A 15963-nucleotide genomic window follows, 5' to 3' on the forward strand; every position below is an offset into this window, starting at 1 on the left:
TCATGAGTAAGTAAAACAGAAAGAATCTGAAATTTGGTAACTCATAAGGGGTTATAAGTAAGTAAAACAGCCAAAAAAAGAAAATAATATACTCAAATCAAATTGAAACTGATGTTGCTCACTCATCTTGAGATGCGGTAATAGAATGCAACGAGGCACTCAGCTCATGCCCACATCGCCATGAAAAGCGTGCATCCTTCAAAAGAAAATAAGTGTGTTCTTTATATGGGTAAACATTCTGTTGGGGAAATCAACCTGACATTAGTCAAACAAAAAAAAGTGCTTTCTTATGATGACATAAATAGGCACTTTTTTATTGTAAAATGTGGCATTTTAATTTTATTAATTCTTACGGAATAAAAATTGATTTTAAGTGACGAAGACCTACTAATTTGCTTTCTCCTCTAGATGTAGTCAACTCTATGAAATTTGAGTCAATAGAACTCAACTTACCTATATATTCGTAATTTTCTCCACTGTTCATTACGACTAATTCACCAATCAACTTATTTAATTGAACGTCTAACGTGCGTGCTAGAGGGATATTAGAAGGATTAACAGGTAATAAATTATTACTTAACATATAAGGGGTCTTTTCAGTGAGATAAGGGGTTAACCACTTTAAATGCTGTAGGGATATATACATGATTTTATAGATCGGTGAATAGAATACAAAGTAATTATTCATGATGGTTGTAATAAAGCCATGAAAAGAACGATTATTTGAAAGATTAATTTCAACAAAAATCCCTTTGGCAGCAGTTAAGACTTTACGTAAAGATAACTCATCTTTTTCGTGTTCTAGTTCTTGTAGGGAGGGAACAACACCAAATGATTCTTCGAGTGTACTTTCACTAAGATTATGAATATGAAGTAGTGGAATATAAAGGAAATTTTCACCATTGAAAACAACTAATAAATCATTTCCAACTTCAATTAAGATTCCATCAACATTACTGTTACCAGATATTTCAATTGTAACTTGTTTGTTGAGAAAATTTTTGAAACTTGCCATGATTTTCTCCTTTCTTAAAAAGATAAATCATTATGATTCAGACACGTTCATTTCTGAAAAAGGATTTTCAATTTTATTTATATGGGTATATCGATTAGAATGATAGTTTGTCTAAATAAAATCAATCATTTCATTTAAAGGTTGGCAAGATAGATAGTGCCTGTCTTATATGAATGAAAAAGATTATTAAGTTTGAAAACTTTATAGTTGGATCAGTTAGTTCATAACAGCATACTTCCAATGATTTATTGATTACCACTCAAAATTAAGTATAGTTTCAAATTACGTTATAAGGGGTTTACATAATTAGAATGGCATCGAGGGTCAAAGTTTTATAAAAAAAGGGTCGTTTTATTTCATAAAACGACCTTTCTAAACATTATTTTCTTCTTCTTAATGTTTGGCTTGTCGTATTACTTCTTTCGTAAACTTCAAATTTTTCTCCGAAACTTACACTTTTTACATGATAAGTAGCAAGATACACTAGTTCATCGTTAAAAGAAATTTCTACATAATCATGGTTTGCATCAAGAAGAATACCTTCAACTTTGTCGTGGCCACCGCGATTAATTTTTACCCATTGTCTAACTTGAGAATTTAATAAGTCTACAAAACTCTCGTTTGGTAATAATTCAATCGTATTGTACATTTCATCATAAGATAATCTACCTTTTGCAAATGAAGTTACGCTTTTAATATGAGTATAAGGGAAGTAAATTACACCTTCAGCCTCTGTAAAAAGAGCAATATGTGTTTCATATGCACCAAGTAATAAACCTTCTTTAGATTCATGACCTCCTCGACCAATTCTAACTCCTTTACCTACGAATACTGAGAATAACTCTTTATTCACTTTTTCATCGCTCCTTGTTTTTTCTGTGCGGTTACAATGTATTTATATGTGCCCTGTCAATTGTTTGTACTAGGATATTTGTCCAATTTAGATGAATATGTATAAAATTAGTCAAGTGTTGATGGGCATATATTTGGTATTTCAATTAAATTTGTAGATTACTTGATTGAGAAAAAAGTAACATGATAAATATTGTCCGTTCATATAATTTATGAGAGCACACTTACGAGGGAGGAACAACAATGGCAAGAAAAGAGTCTAAAGAGGGTGTAAAGCCATTATTATATATTGCACAGCCTGATTTTCAAGAAGCCAAGTTGAACGTACAACACTCATATGTGGTCAAAGTAAATAATCAGGATCAAAAACAAAAGGATAAAGAATATGTAGCTTCTAAATACGTGGAAGTTGAAGAACTAGATCAATTAGAAGAATTAGATGAATTAGAAGAACTGGAAGATGTTGTAGATTTAGATGAACAAGAAGAGCAACAAGAAGAGCAACAAGAACAAGAAGATCAAGAAGAACAAGTCGAAGCAGACAATACTTGGATGAAAAAACCATTTAAAGCGATGACGAATGAAGAAAAAGTATTATTTATGATAAATAAGCCTCATTATATTCCAAAAGTTGAGTGCCGAATTCGTACAGAAAAAGATTTATATATTGGCTATATTATGGGTTACAACGAAGGAAAGGTTTCAATTAAGGTTTCTTCAAAAATTAATGATGTTGAATTGGATATTCAAAGTATTGTAAGTATTCAAATGGTAGGTATTTAAGGCGTTAAAAAGGTGGTAGATACATGATCTACCACCCATAGTTTTTTAGTTTACATTAAACTTACAGATTTGTAACGTGTACGTCACGTAGGCATTGGATTGCACAGAAGCAATCTAGGTCAACTGTTACACAAGTGTTTGATGCTACAAACATGTCAGAGTCTACTAATTCGCAGAAAGTATTTTGGTTGTTGTTTTTGTTGTCTTTGTTGTCTTTGTTGTTTACTGGAATTAATGCTCTTAACACTGCACAGCAATCTTCATCTACACTTTCAACACGGAAAACAACTGTATCTTGGCAATTGTTCATTTGACCGTTTTTGTTGTTGTTGTTGTTGTTATCATTGCCATCACGATTTTGTGCCATCATCATCATATTATTATGATTAAATGCTGGTACTCTAAATAATTCACCGTTTGCTAAATACAATAGGAAAGGGCGAGTATTTGCAAGTGGTACATTAGGGTTAGCACCTAAGAATGGAACGTCACAACCTGTTGGGCAAGTGTTTGTTGCGCAATCTTGTAGATCATTTATGAATTTTACAACGTCACATACGCAATGGTTTCTTTTTTTGTCGTGGTTGTCTTTGCAACTCATCATTTTCACTCCTTATCACTTTAGATGGATATTACATTACTATGATATTAAGCAGGCGAAAAACGGTTACTGAAGATTTTTGCTTTTTTAGATAAATGGGCTTAGGAGCAAAGTAGTACAGTTTAAGCAGGAAAGACAAAGAAGAGCTTAGATCTGTAATATGTAAATAGGGAGAGAAATAAGAAAAGGAGAGGAGAAGGGTTGGAAGGGATTAGAGGAGCATAAATGTAGGGTAAGGAAGTGAAATTATTTACCCATTGCATCCATATCCCTTGTCCTGCGTACTTAACATGGATATAAGTTGGTTGTTGCTATTCATCTTAATTTTGGCAAGCTTTCGATTGACTCGTTTAGTAGTTCACGATAAAATAACAGCTTTTCTAAGAAGGCCTTTTATTGATGAAATAACGCTTGAAGAGAATGGGATGCCAGTTACTTATACAAAGATTAAAGGAAGTGGAATCCAATACTTTTTTGGTGAGCTATTAAGTTGTACTTGGTGTAGTGGAATTTGGTGTACAGCGTTATTACTATTAATATATGTGTTCTTTCCATATGTGGGTGAGTTCATCATCATTTTGTTAGCTATTGCAGGGGCAGCTGGCGTAATAGAAACGATTGTTAATAGACTGAATTCATAATTTTAGGTAGAACGATTGAAAATTCCTTTCATATACTATTGTGAATAGACTTAATTAGGAGGGAAGATATGTACAATCAAGGTCAGGGTCAAATGACTCCTTTTCAATGGCAACAACTCCAACAACAACAGCAGTACCAAATGCAGCAACAACAAATGCAGCAACAAATGAATCAAGCGAACTATAACCCTTATTACCAAGGAGCTCCGGCGGGCTACGTGAAAAAATCAGGTTGTGGCTGTGGCAGTAGAACAACTAGACGATAATCCATAAAAAAAGGTGAGCATATTTTGCTCACCTTAATTTTTTATACAAGAAAGTTGTTCAATCTCATTTCTTATTAATAAAACGTCGAATTAGTCTTGATGTATTAGCTTTTTTTCCTCTTCTTTTTTGAAGAATCGATAAGTATAATAGCTTTCTAGCTCTTGTACATGCCACATAAAGAAGGCGACGTTCTTCTTCTAGTTGATCTAAGTTACCATTTTTTAAGGATTCTAAAGCATAATCATGAGGGAATCCTCCGTCTACAACCCCTAGAATATAGACATAATCATATTCTAATCCCTTTGAACGGTGAGCTGTTAAAAGCGAAATATTATCTTGTGATGATTGATTTTTTTTCTGCTTATATTCTTTAAATTTAGCAGAAATATGAAATGCGTGTTCAATAAACTCTCGAATTGATTTGAAATTTTTGCTTACGACCTTCAAATCTCTCAAATCATCAGAAGGTCGTTCGATTTTATTAGACTCATTTCCACGCTTTTTAATATAGTCCATAAATGCTGGACTTTCTTCAATTCGCTCAATTGCTTCTAAAGGAGATGCGTGTTTTAAATAACGTAAAATCTTGATCAGGTTTTCAATTTTTTTAATTTGAAATGGTGCTGCACTTTTAATCGTGGTGAATGCTTCTAAGAAAGATAGATTTTGCAATACACTATTCATTTTTGCATCTTGAAATGCTTGTTGTTTTAGGAAAAAGACCGGTAATATTTCTTTCAATGCTGCTTGGTGGTCCTCATCACCTATTAATAGTAAGAAAGAGATCATTTTTCGAATAATAGGTCGATCATAAAATGAATCACCATCTTGGTCGATTGTAAAAGGCAAGCTTGTTCCAATTAATCGCTCAAAAACAGCCCTTGATGCAGTATTTGTGCGATACAAAATAGCAAATTGTCCTGGATTTGCACCGTTATTAATTTTTTCTTTCATATCATTAATAATCATCGTTGCTTCTTCCTCTTCATCGTATGGAAAAAAGAAAGAAGGTACTTGGTCGTAGTCATATTGAGCATGCATTGATTTTACAAAACGGTTTTTATTTGGCTTAATGACTTCGTTTGCCAATGTTACAATCCCATGGGTAGAACGATAATTTTCACTTAAATGATAAATTGTAGATCCTTTGAAATGTTCTTTAAAGTCCAAGATAAACCTGGGGTCACTTCCTCTAAACGCATAGATTGACTGGTCATCATCACCAACAGCCGTTATATTTTCTGTATGTTGAAAAAGGATTTTGAGAATATTGAATTGGATTTTATTAATATCTTGGAACTCATCCACTAATAAACACTTAAATCGATTTTGATAATGTAAAAGTAATTCATTATTTTCATTTAGCATTTCAAAGCAACCAAGTAACATATCGTCAAAATCAAATTGCCCATTTTGCTTTTTTAATGATTCATAGCCTTCATAAAGAGAAGCGACCTGTTCTTCCCAAGCATCTTTTGATCGAATCTCATGTGGATAAACACATGAGTTCTTCCATAAGCCAATTTGTTGAATGGCTTGGTCATATGCAAATGACTTTTCATCAATTTCAAGTCGTCGGCCAATTTGCTTTAACATGATCTCCTTTTGAAAATCTGATTTAATTAAACGGCTTGAATCCCATTTTGCTCGATCAAATCGTAAAAGCATTTTATAGAAAATGCTATGGAAGGTACCAATTTCCATCTGTTGAATAGGGTAACCTAGACCTTTCATTCTTTCTTTCATTTCTGCAGATGCTTTTGACGTAAATGTTACAAGCATCATTTCATGAGGAAGTATACCGCTATTCATTAAATGCATTGCTCGAGTTGTTATGACTCGTGTTTTACCACTTCCGGCTCCAGCAAGTACAAGTAAAGGTGAACCGATATGTGTAACAGCATTCCATTGTTGAGAATCTAATGAAATTTGATTGATCACAAATTGATCCGTCTTTTGTTCATTTATTTTATATGGTGGAATATTGTAAAAAGGTAGTCTGTTAATAAATTGATTTTCATCTGTTTTTTCGATTGTAGCTGTATTTGAAATTGAACGCTTAGTAGGTAGTTTAATAATACGATCAGTATTTTCCGTAGTAGAAGGATTATTTTCAAATCTAGCAACCATTTCTTGCTCCAACTCTACGTTATGATTCATACATGCTAGATTTTGCTCTTTGTTTATATGATAAAAATGAGGAATATCATAAATAGTTAATGTGAAATTTAAGTTTTGATGGCAATTAACACATTTAACTTCCCCGCGAATACTGGCTTGATATATTTCCTCATATCTTGATCGAGGGAATTCTGGTAAATAGATTGATTGATTTTGATAGTTTGCAATTTTCATTATTTTCCCCCTTAAAATTAAAGCAGACTCATCTATGTTACCAAAAAGATTTGTGTACGAAAAGTGAATTTTAATGGGAAAAAAGTATCTTTTGATATGTATCGAACTAAATACATTAGTAAGACCGTTGTTTGTTTCATAGCCACGAGTATATTAAAGCCCCATGAAAAAACTATGATTCAATTGAATCATAGTTTTAAGTGTGTTTAATTTAATTTTAGTTTCATTTCTGCGTGTGGAATGCCAGCTTCAAAAAATATTTCGGAAGAGATTTTATAACCTAATTTTTCATAAAAAGGAATTGCAGATTCTTGTGCGTGTAGGACTAATTGATCTAATCCTTTTTCCTTTGCAGTTTTATGAATTAAGTACATAATTTCATTCCCAATTTTTTTTCCTCGATAGCTACTTAACACACAGATTCGCTGAACTTTTCCAGTCGATTCGATTAATCTAAGTCGACCTGCAGCAATCGGTTGTTCTCCATCGTATGAAACAAAATGTATACATTCTTCGTCAAGGCCATCAAACTCTAATTCTCTAGAAATTTGTTGTTCCTCTACAAAAACTTCTACTCTTACTTTAAGAGCGTCTTGTATACTTTCGTCTGTTGCTGCTACTATAGTGCGAATGCTCATTTTTTTGCTCCTAATTTAAATGTTTCATATACTTCCCAAGCACCGTTTTCTAATTGGTAAACTAATTTAAAGTTATCTACTACTTCATTGTAACTAAATTGAATCATGCGTAACTGGCCTAGAATATCAGCAAATTCAGCATCTTGTAATTGCTGACCAATTGTAATATGCGGTACGAATGCATAATCTTTTGTTTCTGGGAAAGCGCCAGTGTGCATTTTTTCATGAAGCTCTTTCAATGCTTCAACAGGTGTAACTTTTAAATAAATGACATTATTAACTGGTGCAAAAGAACTTACTTTATTAATTTCCAATTCAAATGGTTCAATTTGACTCGCAATTTCATTTAATTGTGAAATAATATTTGGAAGTTGATCTTCACTTAGTTCGAATCCACTTCTTAATGTAACATGAGGAGAGATTAACGTATACGCTGGATCAAAACGTTTTCTATACTCATTAGCCTTTTCTTGAACGAAATTAGATGGGAAAAAAACAACGCCACATTTCATAAAAATTACCTCCTGTTTGCGATACTTTATATTTTAATTTGAAAAAATTAACGAAAGAAAAATAACTAATTTTAATTATACCAAATTTTTTGAAAATCGCTAAGTTTCACGAATTATTTTGCTAAACTAATTTTTAATACCTCTTCAAGCTGCTTTTCCCAGTTTGTCCAAGTATGGTCCCCTTCATATTCTTCATAATGTAATTCTACAGGGAAGTTAGCTAAATAATCTTTTAACTGTAAACCACCTTTGACAAAATTAACCCATTGCTTACTTGGTGTAAAAACATTTTCTTCTTGTTTTCCAACAGTTTGAACAATTGAAAGAATTGAATTTAATTTTGTATTCTCTAAAAATTCTATAACATCATCATTCACAAATGGAGATTGCATAACGACTTGTCCAAATGTATTTGGATATGTAAATGCAGCTTGTAATGAAACAGTCCCACCTAATGAATCGCCGATTAATGTCCTGCTATGGGCTAATCCAAGTAAAGGTAAATGATCATCTAAATACGGAAGTAATTCTTCAGCTAAAAAACGAATATAATTTTTTTGACCAGGTTGGGAAGGGTGGTATAGCTTAAAGCGCTCCTCTGGTGAAGAATATGGTATTCCTACAATGATTGTAGGTTGAATTGAACCTTCTTTTGTTAATTTTTCAATTACTCGATGAACTTTTCCTAAATTAAAATAGTCTTGTCCATCTTGAGCGATTAATAAGTGATGTTTTATTAACGGAGTGTACATGCTTGAATAGTATATTGTAAATGTGATTTCTTTTTTTAGGTGTTCACTATATAATGTATGTTCTTCTCTAGTCCCATTTGTTTGAATCATAAAATGTCTCCTCTTCTTTTCCCTAGGATGATATAATTAGATGTTACTTCATACTAAAAATTTAGAAAAGCAAAATGTTTTAAACGCTTACAAAAATAAGTCGAAATGAGGTGAAACATGAGTAAAAAACAACCAAATGCAATGATGTCTTTATTAATTTTGTCCATTATTGCGATTTCAACTTCAGCTATATTAGCTAAATGGACGAAAGCTTCTCCATCTGTTTTAAGCATGTATCGCCTCTGGTTTACATGTATATGGATGCTACCATTTGTATTGAAGCGAAAAAATGAGTTAAAAGCCTTAAAAAAATCGCATTATAAATCATTCGCTTTAGGTGGATTAATGTTAGCTGTCCATTTTATTTTATGGTATGGTTCATTAGTTTTCACTTCAGTGGCGAGCTCAACGATTATATTAGCTCTTCAGCCATTAGTTGCAATGATTCTTGGATTTTTTGTATTTAAAGAGCGAACGTCTATGCAATCTAAAATATGTATGATTATCGCCATTATTGGTGTATGTCTAATAGGATTCGGTGATATCGGCTTAAGTATGTCAGCGTTTAAAGGTGATATTCTTTCATTTTTAAGTGTAATTGCTGCAGTACTCTATTTAATGGTTGGACAAACAACCGTAAAAAATACATCTCATTGGGTGTATAGTTTTTGGGTATTCGCATTTTCAGCTGCATTTTTAACAATCTATAATATCGTAACGATGGATAATTTCTTTGATTACCAATCAAAAGATTGGATCATATTTATTGCATCTGCCATTATTCCTTCATTAGCACATATCATAAATAACTATTTATTAAATTACGTAAATGCTACGACAATATCAATGAGTATACTTGGGGAACCAGTTGGTGCATCTATTTTAGCAGTTTTCCTTCTTCACGAAATGTTATCATCATTTCAGCTAATTGGAGGTACGATCGTAATTGTGAGTGTATTCTTGTACTTATATCAACAACAAAAAGAAGTTACTTCAATACAAGTTAAAACAGATAATTCTACATCAGCTTAGATCAACTAATTAATTTTAAAAATTTCAAAAGCTTTCAAATCATTCATATGGTTTGAAAGTTTTTTTGTTTTTTAACTAAAAATAGGTAGAATAGATAATAGCTATTAGAAAAAAATTCCATAAACTTTTATCCAGCCAATTTAAAGGAGAAAAGAGCTACTTATGAAAAAAAAGAAGAGAAAAGCCAAAAATCCTCTCCATTACATATTTATTTCTTATATCATCATTACATTTTTATTTTCATTCTTATACTTTCTCCCATTTACGCGAATTTCGAATATAAGCTATATAGACAGTTTATTTGTTTCAACAAGTGCAATTAGTGTGACTGGGTTAACAACAGTAAACTTAGTTGAGACCTTTAATGTGTGGGGAAAAATACTATTAATGATCCAAATGGAAATTGGGGCAATCGGAATTGTTGTATTTATTAGCTATGGTTTTATGATACTCGGTATTCGAATTACGATTTCAAATCTATTAGTCGTATCGAAGGATCAAAATCAAAGTAGCATTAAGTCAATAAAAAGATTAAGTTTGTCAGTTTTATATACATCATTATTTTTTCAATTTATAGGTGGACTCTTTTTTTATAGTCAATTTAGAGGGAAATATGACACTGCATTAGAAACCTTATTAGTTACTGCTTTCCATTCAATTGCAAGTTTTACAAATACAGGTTTTGATTTATTTGGGAATAGCTTAATATCGTTTCAAAAAAATAATTTAGTTTTAATTGTAACAGCAGCTTTAATTTTTATAGGTGGATTAGGATATCCGACTATTATGGAGTACATCTATAAATACAAAAAGAAAAAGTCCTTATTTACAAGGGTTAATATGCGCCTACATTTTTCGTTTATGATTCTTGGAACAATTGTATTTTGGCTTTTAGAAAGAGGCCATGCGTTTAAACATTTAAATTTTTTGGATCAACTAACTAATTCATTTTTTTTATCAGTTACGAGTCGAAATGGAGGATATGCACCTCTAGATATTGCCGAACTAACATTACCTGCCATCTTAATACTTTTAGTGCTGATGTATATTGGTGGAGCTTCATCGAGTGCAGCAGGCGGGATTCGGCTAACAACAGTATCGGTCTTAGCCGCTAAGATGTTTTCAGTCATTAAGTCACAGGACGATACAATTATTTTTAGAACAAGTGTAAAGAAAGAGGTTGTTGACCGTGCATTTGTAATTGCGATGAGCTTTATCATTTTAATCACGGTCGCAACCATTATAATTTCGATTTTTGAACCGTTTCAGTTAGATTTAATATTACTAGAAGCCATTTCGGCAATTACAAATACTGGATTGTCATTAGGGATTACAACAAATATTCATAGTGTGTCAAAAATAATATTAATTTTACTAATGTTTATTGGAAGAATTGGGATTTTCACACTGATTTATTTCGTATTTAGAGTCGATAATCAAAAATTAAAATATGTTGAAAAAGATTTAGCAGTTGGGTAAGGAGGAGAGTATATATGCCAAAACAATATTTGGTAATAGGTGCTGGACGTTTTGGGCGAGGAATTGTAAAAGAATTTGATCGGTTAGGTCATGAAGTCGTTGTATGTGATAAAGATAAAAAGACTTTAGAGCAATTAGAAGAGTACACAGAATATGCAGTAATTGGCGATTTACGTGAAGAGTCTATTCTAGAGGATTTAAATGTAAGTCAATTTGACGCAGTATTTGTAGCGATTGGAACGGATTCTTTAGCCTCGATCTTAATTACGAGAAGATTGAAAGAGAGAAAAGTTAAAAGAATTATTTGTAAAGCAAATAATCGTGAAGTTGGTGGGATTTTAGAAAGTATTGGAGCGGATTTAGTTATTTATCCTGAAGAGGAGGCTGGACATAAAGCAGCACGAATGGAAGCGATGAGTGGAATCATCGAATACATTGAAATTACAAAAAACGTTGCAGGTGTTGAAACGGTCATTCCTGAAAAATTGGTTGGTAAAACATTAAGAGAAATGAGTTTTTCGATGAAATATGGCATAACTGTTGTCCTAATCATCCGCGATGGTGAACCGATGGTATCGCAAATTGGAGACGTAGTTTTTCAGAGTGGGGATTTAATTTTTATTGTAGGAGAAAAATCAAAAATAGAATTGTTTAAGAAGAAAGTTGGATAAATATAATTAGGGCTCAATTACAATTACCTATTTGGAACGTTTAAACATTATATTTGAATATACTAATCCTAAATGACTAATCAAGGATTGGTGTATTATAATGAGCCAAGTTATGGAAGTTATTGGAGCATGGGTCAATGCAATTGGAACAATCAGTTCTGCTATTAGTAGTACACCCATGAGAGGATTAAAAGGAGAAAACCGAAAAAGATGGGAGGATATAAGTTTTCATCTTGATTTTGGTGGAAATTCTTTTCAAGCAATCGGAAATTTAATAGAAGCTTTTTTAGGCGAACCTAGTGTAATAGAAGATGCAGGTGAAATTATCCAAGCTTCCGGTAACGTCACTGTATTATTTAGTTTATTAGCTGCTGAAGCAGAGGAAGAAAAAGTAGAAGAAGAAAAAGATGCAGATCGAGCAATAAAATTAAATATTACAGGGAATGCACAACAAGCTTTTGGTGGATTAATTGCTGCCTTAGAAGAAGTCAGTTCAGAGGACTTTGATGTATCTGGTTTTATGGGGAACTTTTTACAAGCTATTGGAAATACATTGCAAGTATTGGGTGGTCTTGTAGAGTTAGAAATAGAAGATTTAAAGGACTATTTAGAAGAAACCGGGCAAGTAGAACAACCTAGCGATTTATCAGATGGAGTGATATTTGACGTACTTCAAGAATATCATGGCAGTGCTCCTGTACCTGAGGCTAGTGAACTATCGGATGGGATTATATTTGATGAAGTACAAGAATACACTGGAAGATTGCCAGAAGAAGAAACCGTTGAACTTACAGATGAAATGGAAGATCATAATGAAAATATACTATCAACCCAATCTAATGAAGAAATATTAAATGAAATAGAATATCTTTTTGGTAGAATACCAGATTACGAACCGATTGAAATGCAAGACGAAACGATTCCAAGTCACCAGGATGGATCCATTTCTAGCGAACAAGGCGGGCCAAGTGATCTGTCAGATGGGGTCATTTTTGATGTACTCCAACAATATGAAGAAGAAACTGAAACAAATCCATTAGTGAAGGAATACGAAGAATTAGCATTACTTTTAAAATACAGTGGAAGTTGGATTCAAGCTGGCGGTTCAATCGTATCCGTTTACTCTGAACAAAAAGAGTTATTTAAGGGGGATGCTGAACAAAAAGAGGAAGAGAAACAAGAACTAGAAGAGAACAAAAACCTTAGAAGAAGAAATAGAAAGAAAAAATCGACGGAAAATAAGGTCGAATCAAATCAAGAGAAAAGCAAAACTTCGAAATATACAGAGATAAAGAAAAAGAGCTAACAAAAATAAGCTATAGTGTTGATGTTAGTTCTAGATACATAGATTATAGAATAAAGCCATTTCTTAAAGGTGCATAAAATGAGCATGTAGAAAGAGAAAGAATACTAGGGTTTTGCAGTGCTTGAATAGTAACAAAGGCAACAAAAAACTAAAATTGAAAACGTTTTTGGAATTTTTGATTACATAATAGGCAAAAAGGAAAATATTAATAATAAAGAGAGTGGACCTTCACTATTTTTGGGTTAAGGAATATTATTATTTAACTATTGGAGAGATTGCCTATGAAAAGTAGAATGATTAAAATCGTTAAAAACTATAAAGTTCAGACATTTGTGTTTGGTGTGGGTGTATTACTTTTGTTCTTAACAATTGTAGTTGGTAGTATTCTATTAAGCAATATACCAAGAGACAAAGATTTGAGATGGAAAGATTTGATGCATACAATAAACGAAATAGAAGCAAAGTCGAATAGATGAGCGTTTTTCAAAATTGAAAAATACATTCTAGTGGACTTATATTCGAAATTTTTTGTTAAATATTGGTTGAAGAGTATTAGACAAAACAGTATAATAGACTTAATAAGAGAGAATTGTATCTCCAATATATTACGATTCCATAGCTCAGCTGGGAGAGCACTACCTTGACAGGGTAGGGGTCGCTGGTTCAAGTCCAGTTGGGATCATACAATTAAGGAAGTTCAAACCTAAGTGTATCAAGGGTTTGGGCTTTTTCTTTGTTTTCAGTTATTTCAATTTTTTGTAATGAATATTATTCATCGCACAAAGACTGCACAAAAACTTCACGAACTTTTTAATTAAGTCCAAATTTCTTATCGAATCGATCGGCTGTCTGCTTCTGCATTTCTTCATTTGAATGTGAGTAAATATCAAGTGTTATTCCAACTCTTGAATGACCTTAATCTCTCGCTAACTACTTTAGGATTCTCGCCCATTCGCATAAGAATAGTAGCATGAGTGTGGCGCAAAGTATGAAATGAAATATTAGGCACGTTTGCTTTTCCGATACTCAGCCATAGAAGCAGTATTGACGGTTTTAATTCTTTTTCATTCGCTGTGGTGCAGCGCTCGCGCTGCATGAAGGAACTACAGGAGCTACGGGTGCTACGGGTGCTACTGGAGTAGTTGAAGGTTGTTTATGTGATTGCTGTATTTTTCCTATGCAGAACGTTTTACAGCAACTTATCGGGGAAACTGTGATTCTTGGCACGATTGCAGACACACCAAACGTACCCCCTCTTTTCTTTTTATTCACTATCACTGCTGTGAATGATTTTTTAGTTACTGTTACAGATGGCGTGACAACCTTTGTGGTCAATATTTCTGATGTAACAGGGGTGGGATTTTTACCACCAGGACCTACTATCAACTTGTTGCCACCTGTTGATTCTGGGTGCGAATGTGAATGTCGTGAAAGACCAATTAGAGAATTGCTAGATACACTGATCGGTTCTACAGTGAATCTTTTAGCTGGTAATGGTTCTATTGCAGCAGGTTTTAACGTGGAACAAACAGGTCTTGGCATAGTGTTAGGTACTTTACCAATAAGTCGAACTACAACCGTTAGATTTGCAATTTCAACTTGCAAAATTGTGGCTGTAAATATAAACCCACCTCCTACTGCGACATAGGTTCGTTTTTCTCTGAACAGGCTTTTAAATTGTCTTGAAAAAAAGCGATTCTTCAATTACAAAGATCGCTTTTTTTGCAGGTTGAGGTTAAAGTTTATGATTAAGTTTCGATAAGGTTTTAATAAAGGTAAGGTATTCTTATAGAGCGTTAGTTCAATAAGTATAGTTAAATATCCTTTTTCTCTCTTTCAGAATCAACCTTGAAAAAAGTTCATTAGTGGAATGTTAGAGATACAATTTAATCATATTGAACGAACAAAAGTACGCTTTTTAAAAACGATTGAGTTAAATTCCCCCAAGTTTATGCCCAAACCAAATAACATATATCAACATACTATAGACGCACGATTAATTCTGATGTAATCCGTTCATACATATCAATAGATAAAATACCACAACAACACTCCTTTACAAGGGTTGAATAGGCTAATAAATTACATAGTAAAAGCACTATTATGAGGATAGTTGAAATAATTAATCATATTGAACCAACAAAAGTACGTTTTTAAGAAAAAAACTAAATTGAGTAGATATTAATTCCCCCAAGTTTAAGAATAATTATCTTTTCGAAATGAGTGTATTTTTTTACTTATTTCACATATTCTATAGAATCCTGTAATACCTGGCGGATCTCGTATTACAGGAAACATCCCTCTTCACCTCTCCGGGTATGTTCAAAGAGGGATGTTTATTATTATATGCAAAACTAGATTACATACGTGACTTAAGTAATAAAAAAAATATTACTTTTGATAATCGACATGAAGTACGAGCAAAAAAAGGCTTATTTATTGAGGATAAGGGGTTTATTCGATATTGAAGGTCTTTTTTTCATTTTCTAGAAAAGTAGCTAGGATACTCTGTCATAACAGAAGAAGTAATGCATATTTTCGGTTTTTGTCTTGTTGAACTAACGCATGCATTAATTTTAGAACCAGAGTTACTTCGGTGACTCTTTTTTGTTTAACTAATGGCAGATTAGTTGAATAAGAACAAAAGAGTTGTAAATGAAATTTAGTATCTGCTAATTGCCCAAAAAGATAACTTATATTATTAGATTTTTAAAGTTTTAATTTAAGTATGAATTGCAGATTAATCCAACTTTATAGTTATATTGCTTATTTTTCTAAGCTATAAGAACCACTTTGTCCTATATTAATAAAATAATGTGAACATATATTATATAGGAGAGGTGTAAAATATGTCACAACAACGAAAGATTCCTAGTATTATATCGCTACCGATATGTCAACGATGTTATTGTAATCCGTGTAAATGTAAATGTCACAAATGTAATAGTAATCCATGTAAATGTAAATGT

The 15963-nt window shown here is 32.5% G+C and carries 15 protein-coding genes, 1 tRNA gene and 2 pseudogenes; 10 read left to right on the plus strand and 8 right to left on the minus strand.

Going from position 1 to position 15963, the window contains the following annotated elements:
- Nucleotides 1-349: 349 nt before the first annotated feature.
- Both COE53_RS22105 and COE53_RS22110 read right to left on the minus strand, forming a co-directional pair.
- Nucleotides 350-1015: a hypothetical protein gene (locus COE53_RS22105; RefSeq protein WP_069032998.1), complete on the minus strand. Its 666-nt coding sequence runs from the start codon at nucleotides 1013-1015 to the stop codon at nucleotides 350-352.
- Nucleotides 1016-1394: 379 nt separating this feature from the next.
- Nucleotides 1395-1868 carry a hypothetical protein gene (locus COE53_RS22110; protein ID WP_069032999.1) on the minus strand — a complete coding sequence of 158 codons (474 nt, stop codon included), beginning with the start codon at nucleotides 1866-1868 and terminating at the stop codon, nucleotides 1395-1397.
- A 242-nt stretch (nucleotides 1869-2110) separates the two neighbouring features.
- On the opposite strand from COE53_RS22110, the gene COE53_RS22115 reads away from it, so the two are divergent.
- Nucleotides 2111-2650: a CotO family spore coat protein gene (locus COE53_RS22115; RefSeq protein ID WP_091024013.1), complete on the plus strand. Its 540-nt coding sequence runs from the start codon at nucleotides 2111-2113 to the stop codon at nucleotides 2648-2650.
- A gap of 61 nt (nucleotides 2651-2711) precedes the next feature.
- On the opposite strand, the gene COE53_RS22120 is transcribed toward COE53_RS22115, so the two are convergent.
- Complete coding sequence (locus tag COE53_RS22120) at nucleotides 2712-3251, minus strand: CotY/CotZ family spore coat protein (protein WP_069033001.1); 540 nt, start codon at nucleotides 3249-3251, stop codon at nucleotides 2712-2714.
- Nucleotides 3252-3541: 290 nt separating this feature from the next.
- On the opposite strand from COE53_RS22120, the gene COE53_RS22125 reads away from it, so the two are divergent.
- Both COE53_RS22125 and COE53_RS22130 read left to right on the plus strand, forming a co-directional pair.
- Nucleotides 3542-3892 carry a DUF1360 domain-containing protein gene (locus COE53_RS22125; protein WP_069033048.1) on the plus strand — a complete coding sequence of 117 codons (351 nt, stop codon included), beginning with the start codon at nucleotides 3542-3544 and terminating at the stop codon, nucleotides 3890-3892.
- A 68-nt stretch (nucleotides 3893-3960) separates the two neighbouring features.
- On the plus strand, nucleotides 3961-4158 hold the full coding sequence (locus COE53_RS22130) for a hypothetical protein (RefSeq protein WP_069033002.1): 198 nt from the start codon (nucleotides 3961-3963) through the stop codon (nucleotides 4156-4158).
- Nucleotides 4159-4222: 64 nt separating this feature from the next.
- Here COE53_RS22130 and COE53_RS22135 read toward each other — a convergent pair whose 3' ends face one another.
- The 4 genes from COE53_RS22135 to COE53_RS22150 all read right to left on the minus strand — a co-directional run bounded on the left by COE53_RS22135 (nucleotide 4223) and on the right by COE53_RS22150 (nucleotide 8506).
- Nucleotides 4223-6514, minus strand: coding sequence for an ATP-dependent helicase (locus COE53_RS22135; protein WP_098948735.1), 2292 nt, complete (start codon nucleotides 6512-6514; stop codon nucleotides 4223-4225).
- Nucleotides 6515-6720: 206 nt separating this feature from the next.
- A complete protein-coding gene (locus COE53_RS22140) occupies nucleotides 6721-7152 on the minus strand; it encodes a GNAT family N-acetyltransferase (RefSeq protein WP_069033004.1) in 432 nt (143 codons plus the stop codon).
- Nucleotides 7149-7664: a YjcG family protein gene (locus COE53_RS22145; RefSeq protein ID WP_069033005.1), complete on the minus strand. Its 516-nt coding sequence runs from the start codon at nucleotides 7662-7664 to the stop codon at nucleotides 7149-7151. The genes COE53_RS22140 and COE53_RS22145 overlap by 4 nt, the downstream gene beginning before the upstream one ends.
- 113 nt (nucleotides 7665-7777) lie before the next feature.
- On the minus strand, nucleotides 7778-8506 hold the full coding sequence (locus COE53_RS22150; protein ID WP_069033006.1) for an alpha/beta hydrolase: 729 nt from the start codon (nucleotides 8504-8506) through the stop codon (nucleotides 7778-7780).
- A gap of 117 nt (nucleotides 8507-8623) precedes the next feature.
- Between COE53_RS22150 and COE53_RS22155 the strand changes: the two genes are divergently transcribed.
- The 6 genes from COE53_RS22155 (at nucleotide 8624) to COE53_RS22180 (ending at nucleotide 13676) form a co-directional block, all read left to right on the plus strand.
- Complete coding sequence (locus COE53_RS22155; RefSeq protein ID WP_069033007.1) at nucleotides 8624-9538, plus strand: DMT family transporter; 915 nt, start codon at nucleotides 8624-8626, stop codon at nucleotides 9536-9538.
- A gap of 162 nt (nucleotides 9539-9700) precedes the next feature.
- The gene (locus COE53_RS22160) at nucleotides 9701-11017 is read left to right on the plus strand and encodes a potassium transporter TrkG (RefSeq protein WP_069033008.1); all 1317 of its coding nucleotides are present in this window, start codon (nucleotides 9701-9703) and stop codon (nucleotides 11015-11017) included.
- Between the two features lie 14 nt (nucleotides 11018-11031).
- Nucleotides 11032-11688: a potassium channel family protein gene (locus tag COE53_RS22165; RefSeq protein ID WP_069033009.1), complete on the plus strand. Its 657-nt coding sequence runs from the start codon at nucleotides 11032-11034 to the stop codon at nucleotides 11686-11688.
- 100 nt (nucleotides 11689-11788) lie between these two features.
- Nucleotides 11789-12994, plus strand: coding sequence for a DUF6944 family repetitive protein (locus COE53_RS22170; RefSeq protein ID WP_098948736.1), 1206 nt, complete (start codon nucleotides 11789-11791; stop codon nucleotides 12992-12994).
- Between the two features lie 281 nt (nucleotides 12995-13275).
- The gene (locus COE53_RS22175; RefSeq protein ID WP_069033011.1) at nucleotides 13276-13470 is read left to right on the plus strand and encodes a hypothetical protein; all 195 of its coding nucleotides are present in this window, start codon (nucleotides 13276-13278) and stop codon (nucleotides 13468-13470) included.
- Between the two features lie 133 nt (nucleotides 13471-13603).
- A tRNA-Val gene (locus tag COE53_RS22180) sits at nucleotides 13604-13676 on the plus strand.
- 128 nt (nucleotides 13677-13804) lie between these two features.
- Here COE53_RS22180 and COE53_RS24445 read toward each other — a convergent pair.
- Nucleotides 13805-14018, minus strand: a pseudogene (locus tag COE53_RS24445) (tyrosine-type recombinase/integrase); the annotation flags it as partial.
- Nucleotides 14019-14093: 75 nt separating this feature from the next.
- Between COE53_RS24445 and COE53_RS24450 the strand changes: the two are divergent.
- Nucleotides 14094-14642 (plus strand): annotated as a pseudogene (locus COE53_RS24450) (bclA protein); the annotation flags it as partial.
- Nucleotides 14643-15963 lie beyond the last annotated feature (1321 nt).

The organism is Bacillus sp. AFS029533 (assembly GCF_002585125.1).
In the GTDB taxonomy this organism is placed as follows: domain Bacteria; phylum Bacillota; class Bacilli; order Bacillales; family Bacillaceae_G; genus Gottfriedia; species Gottfriedia luciferensis_B.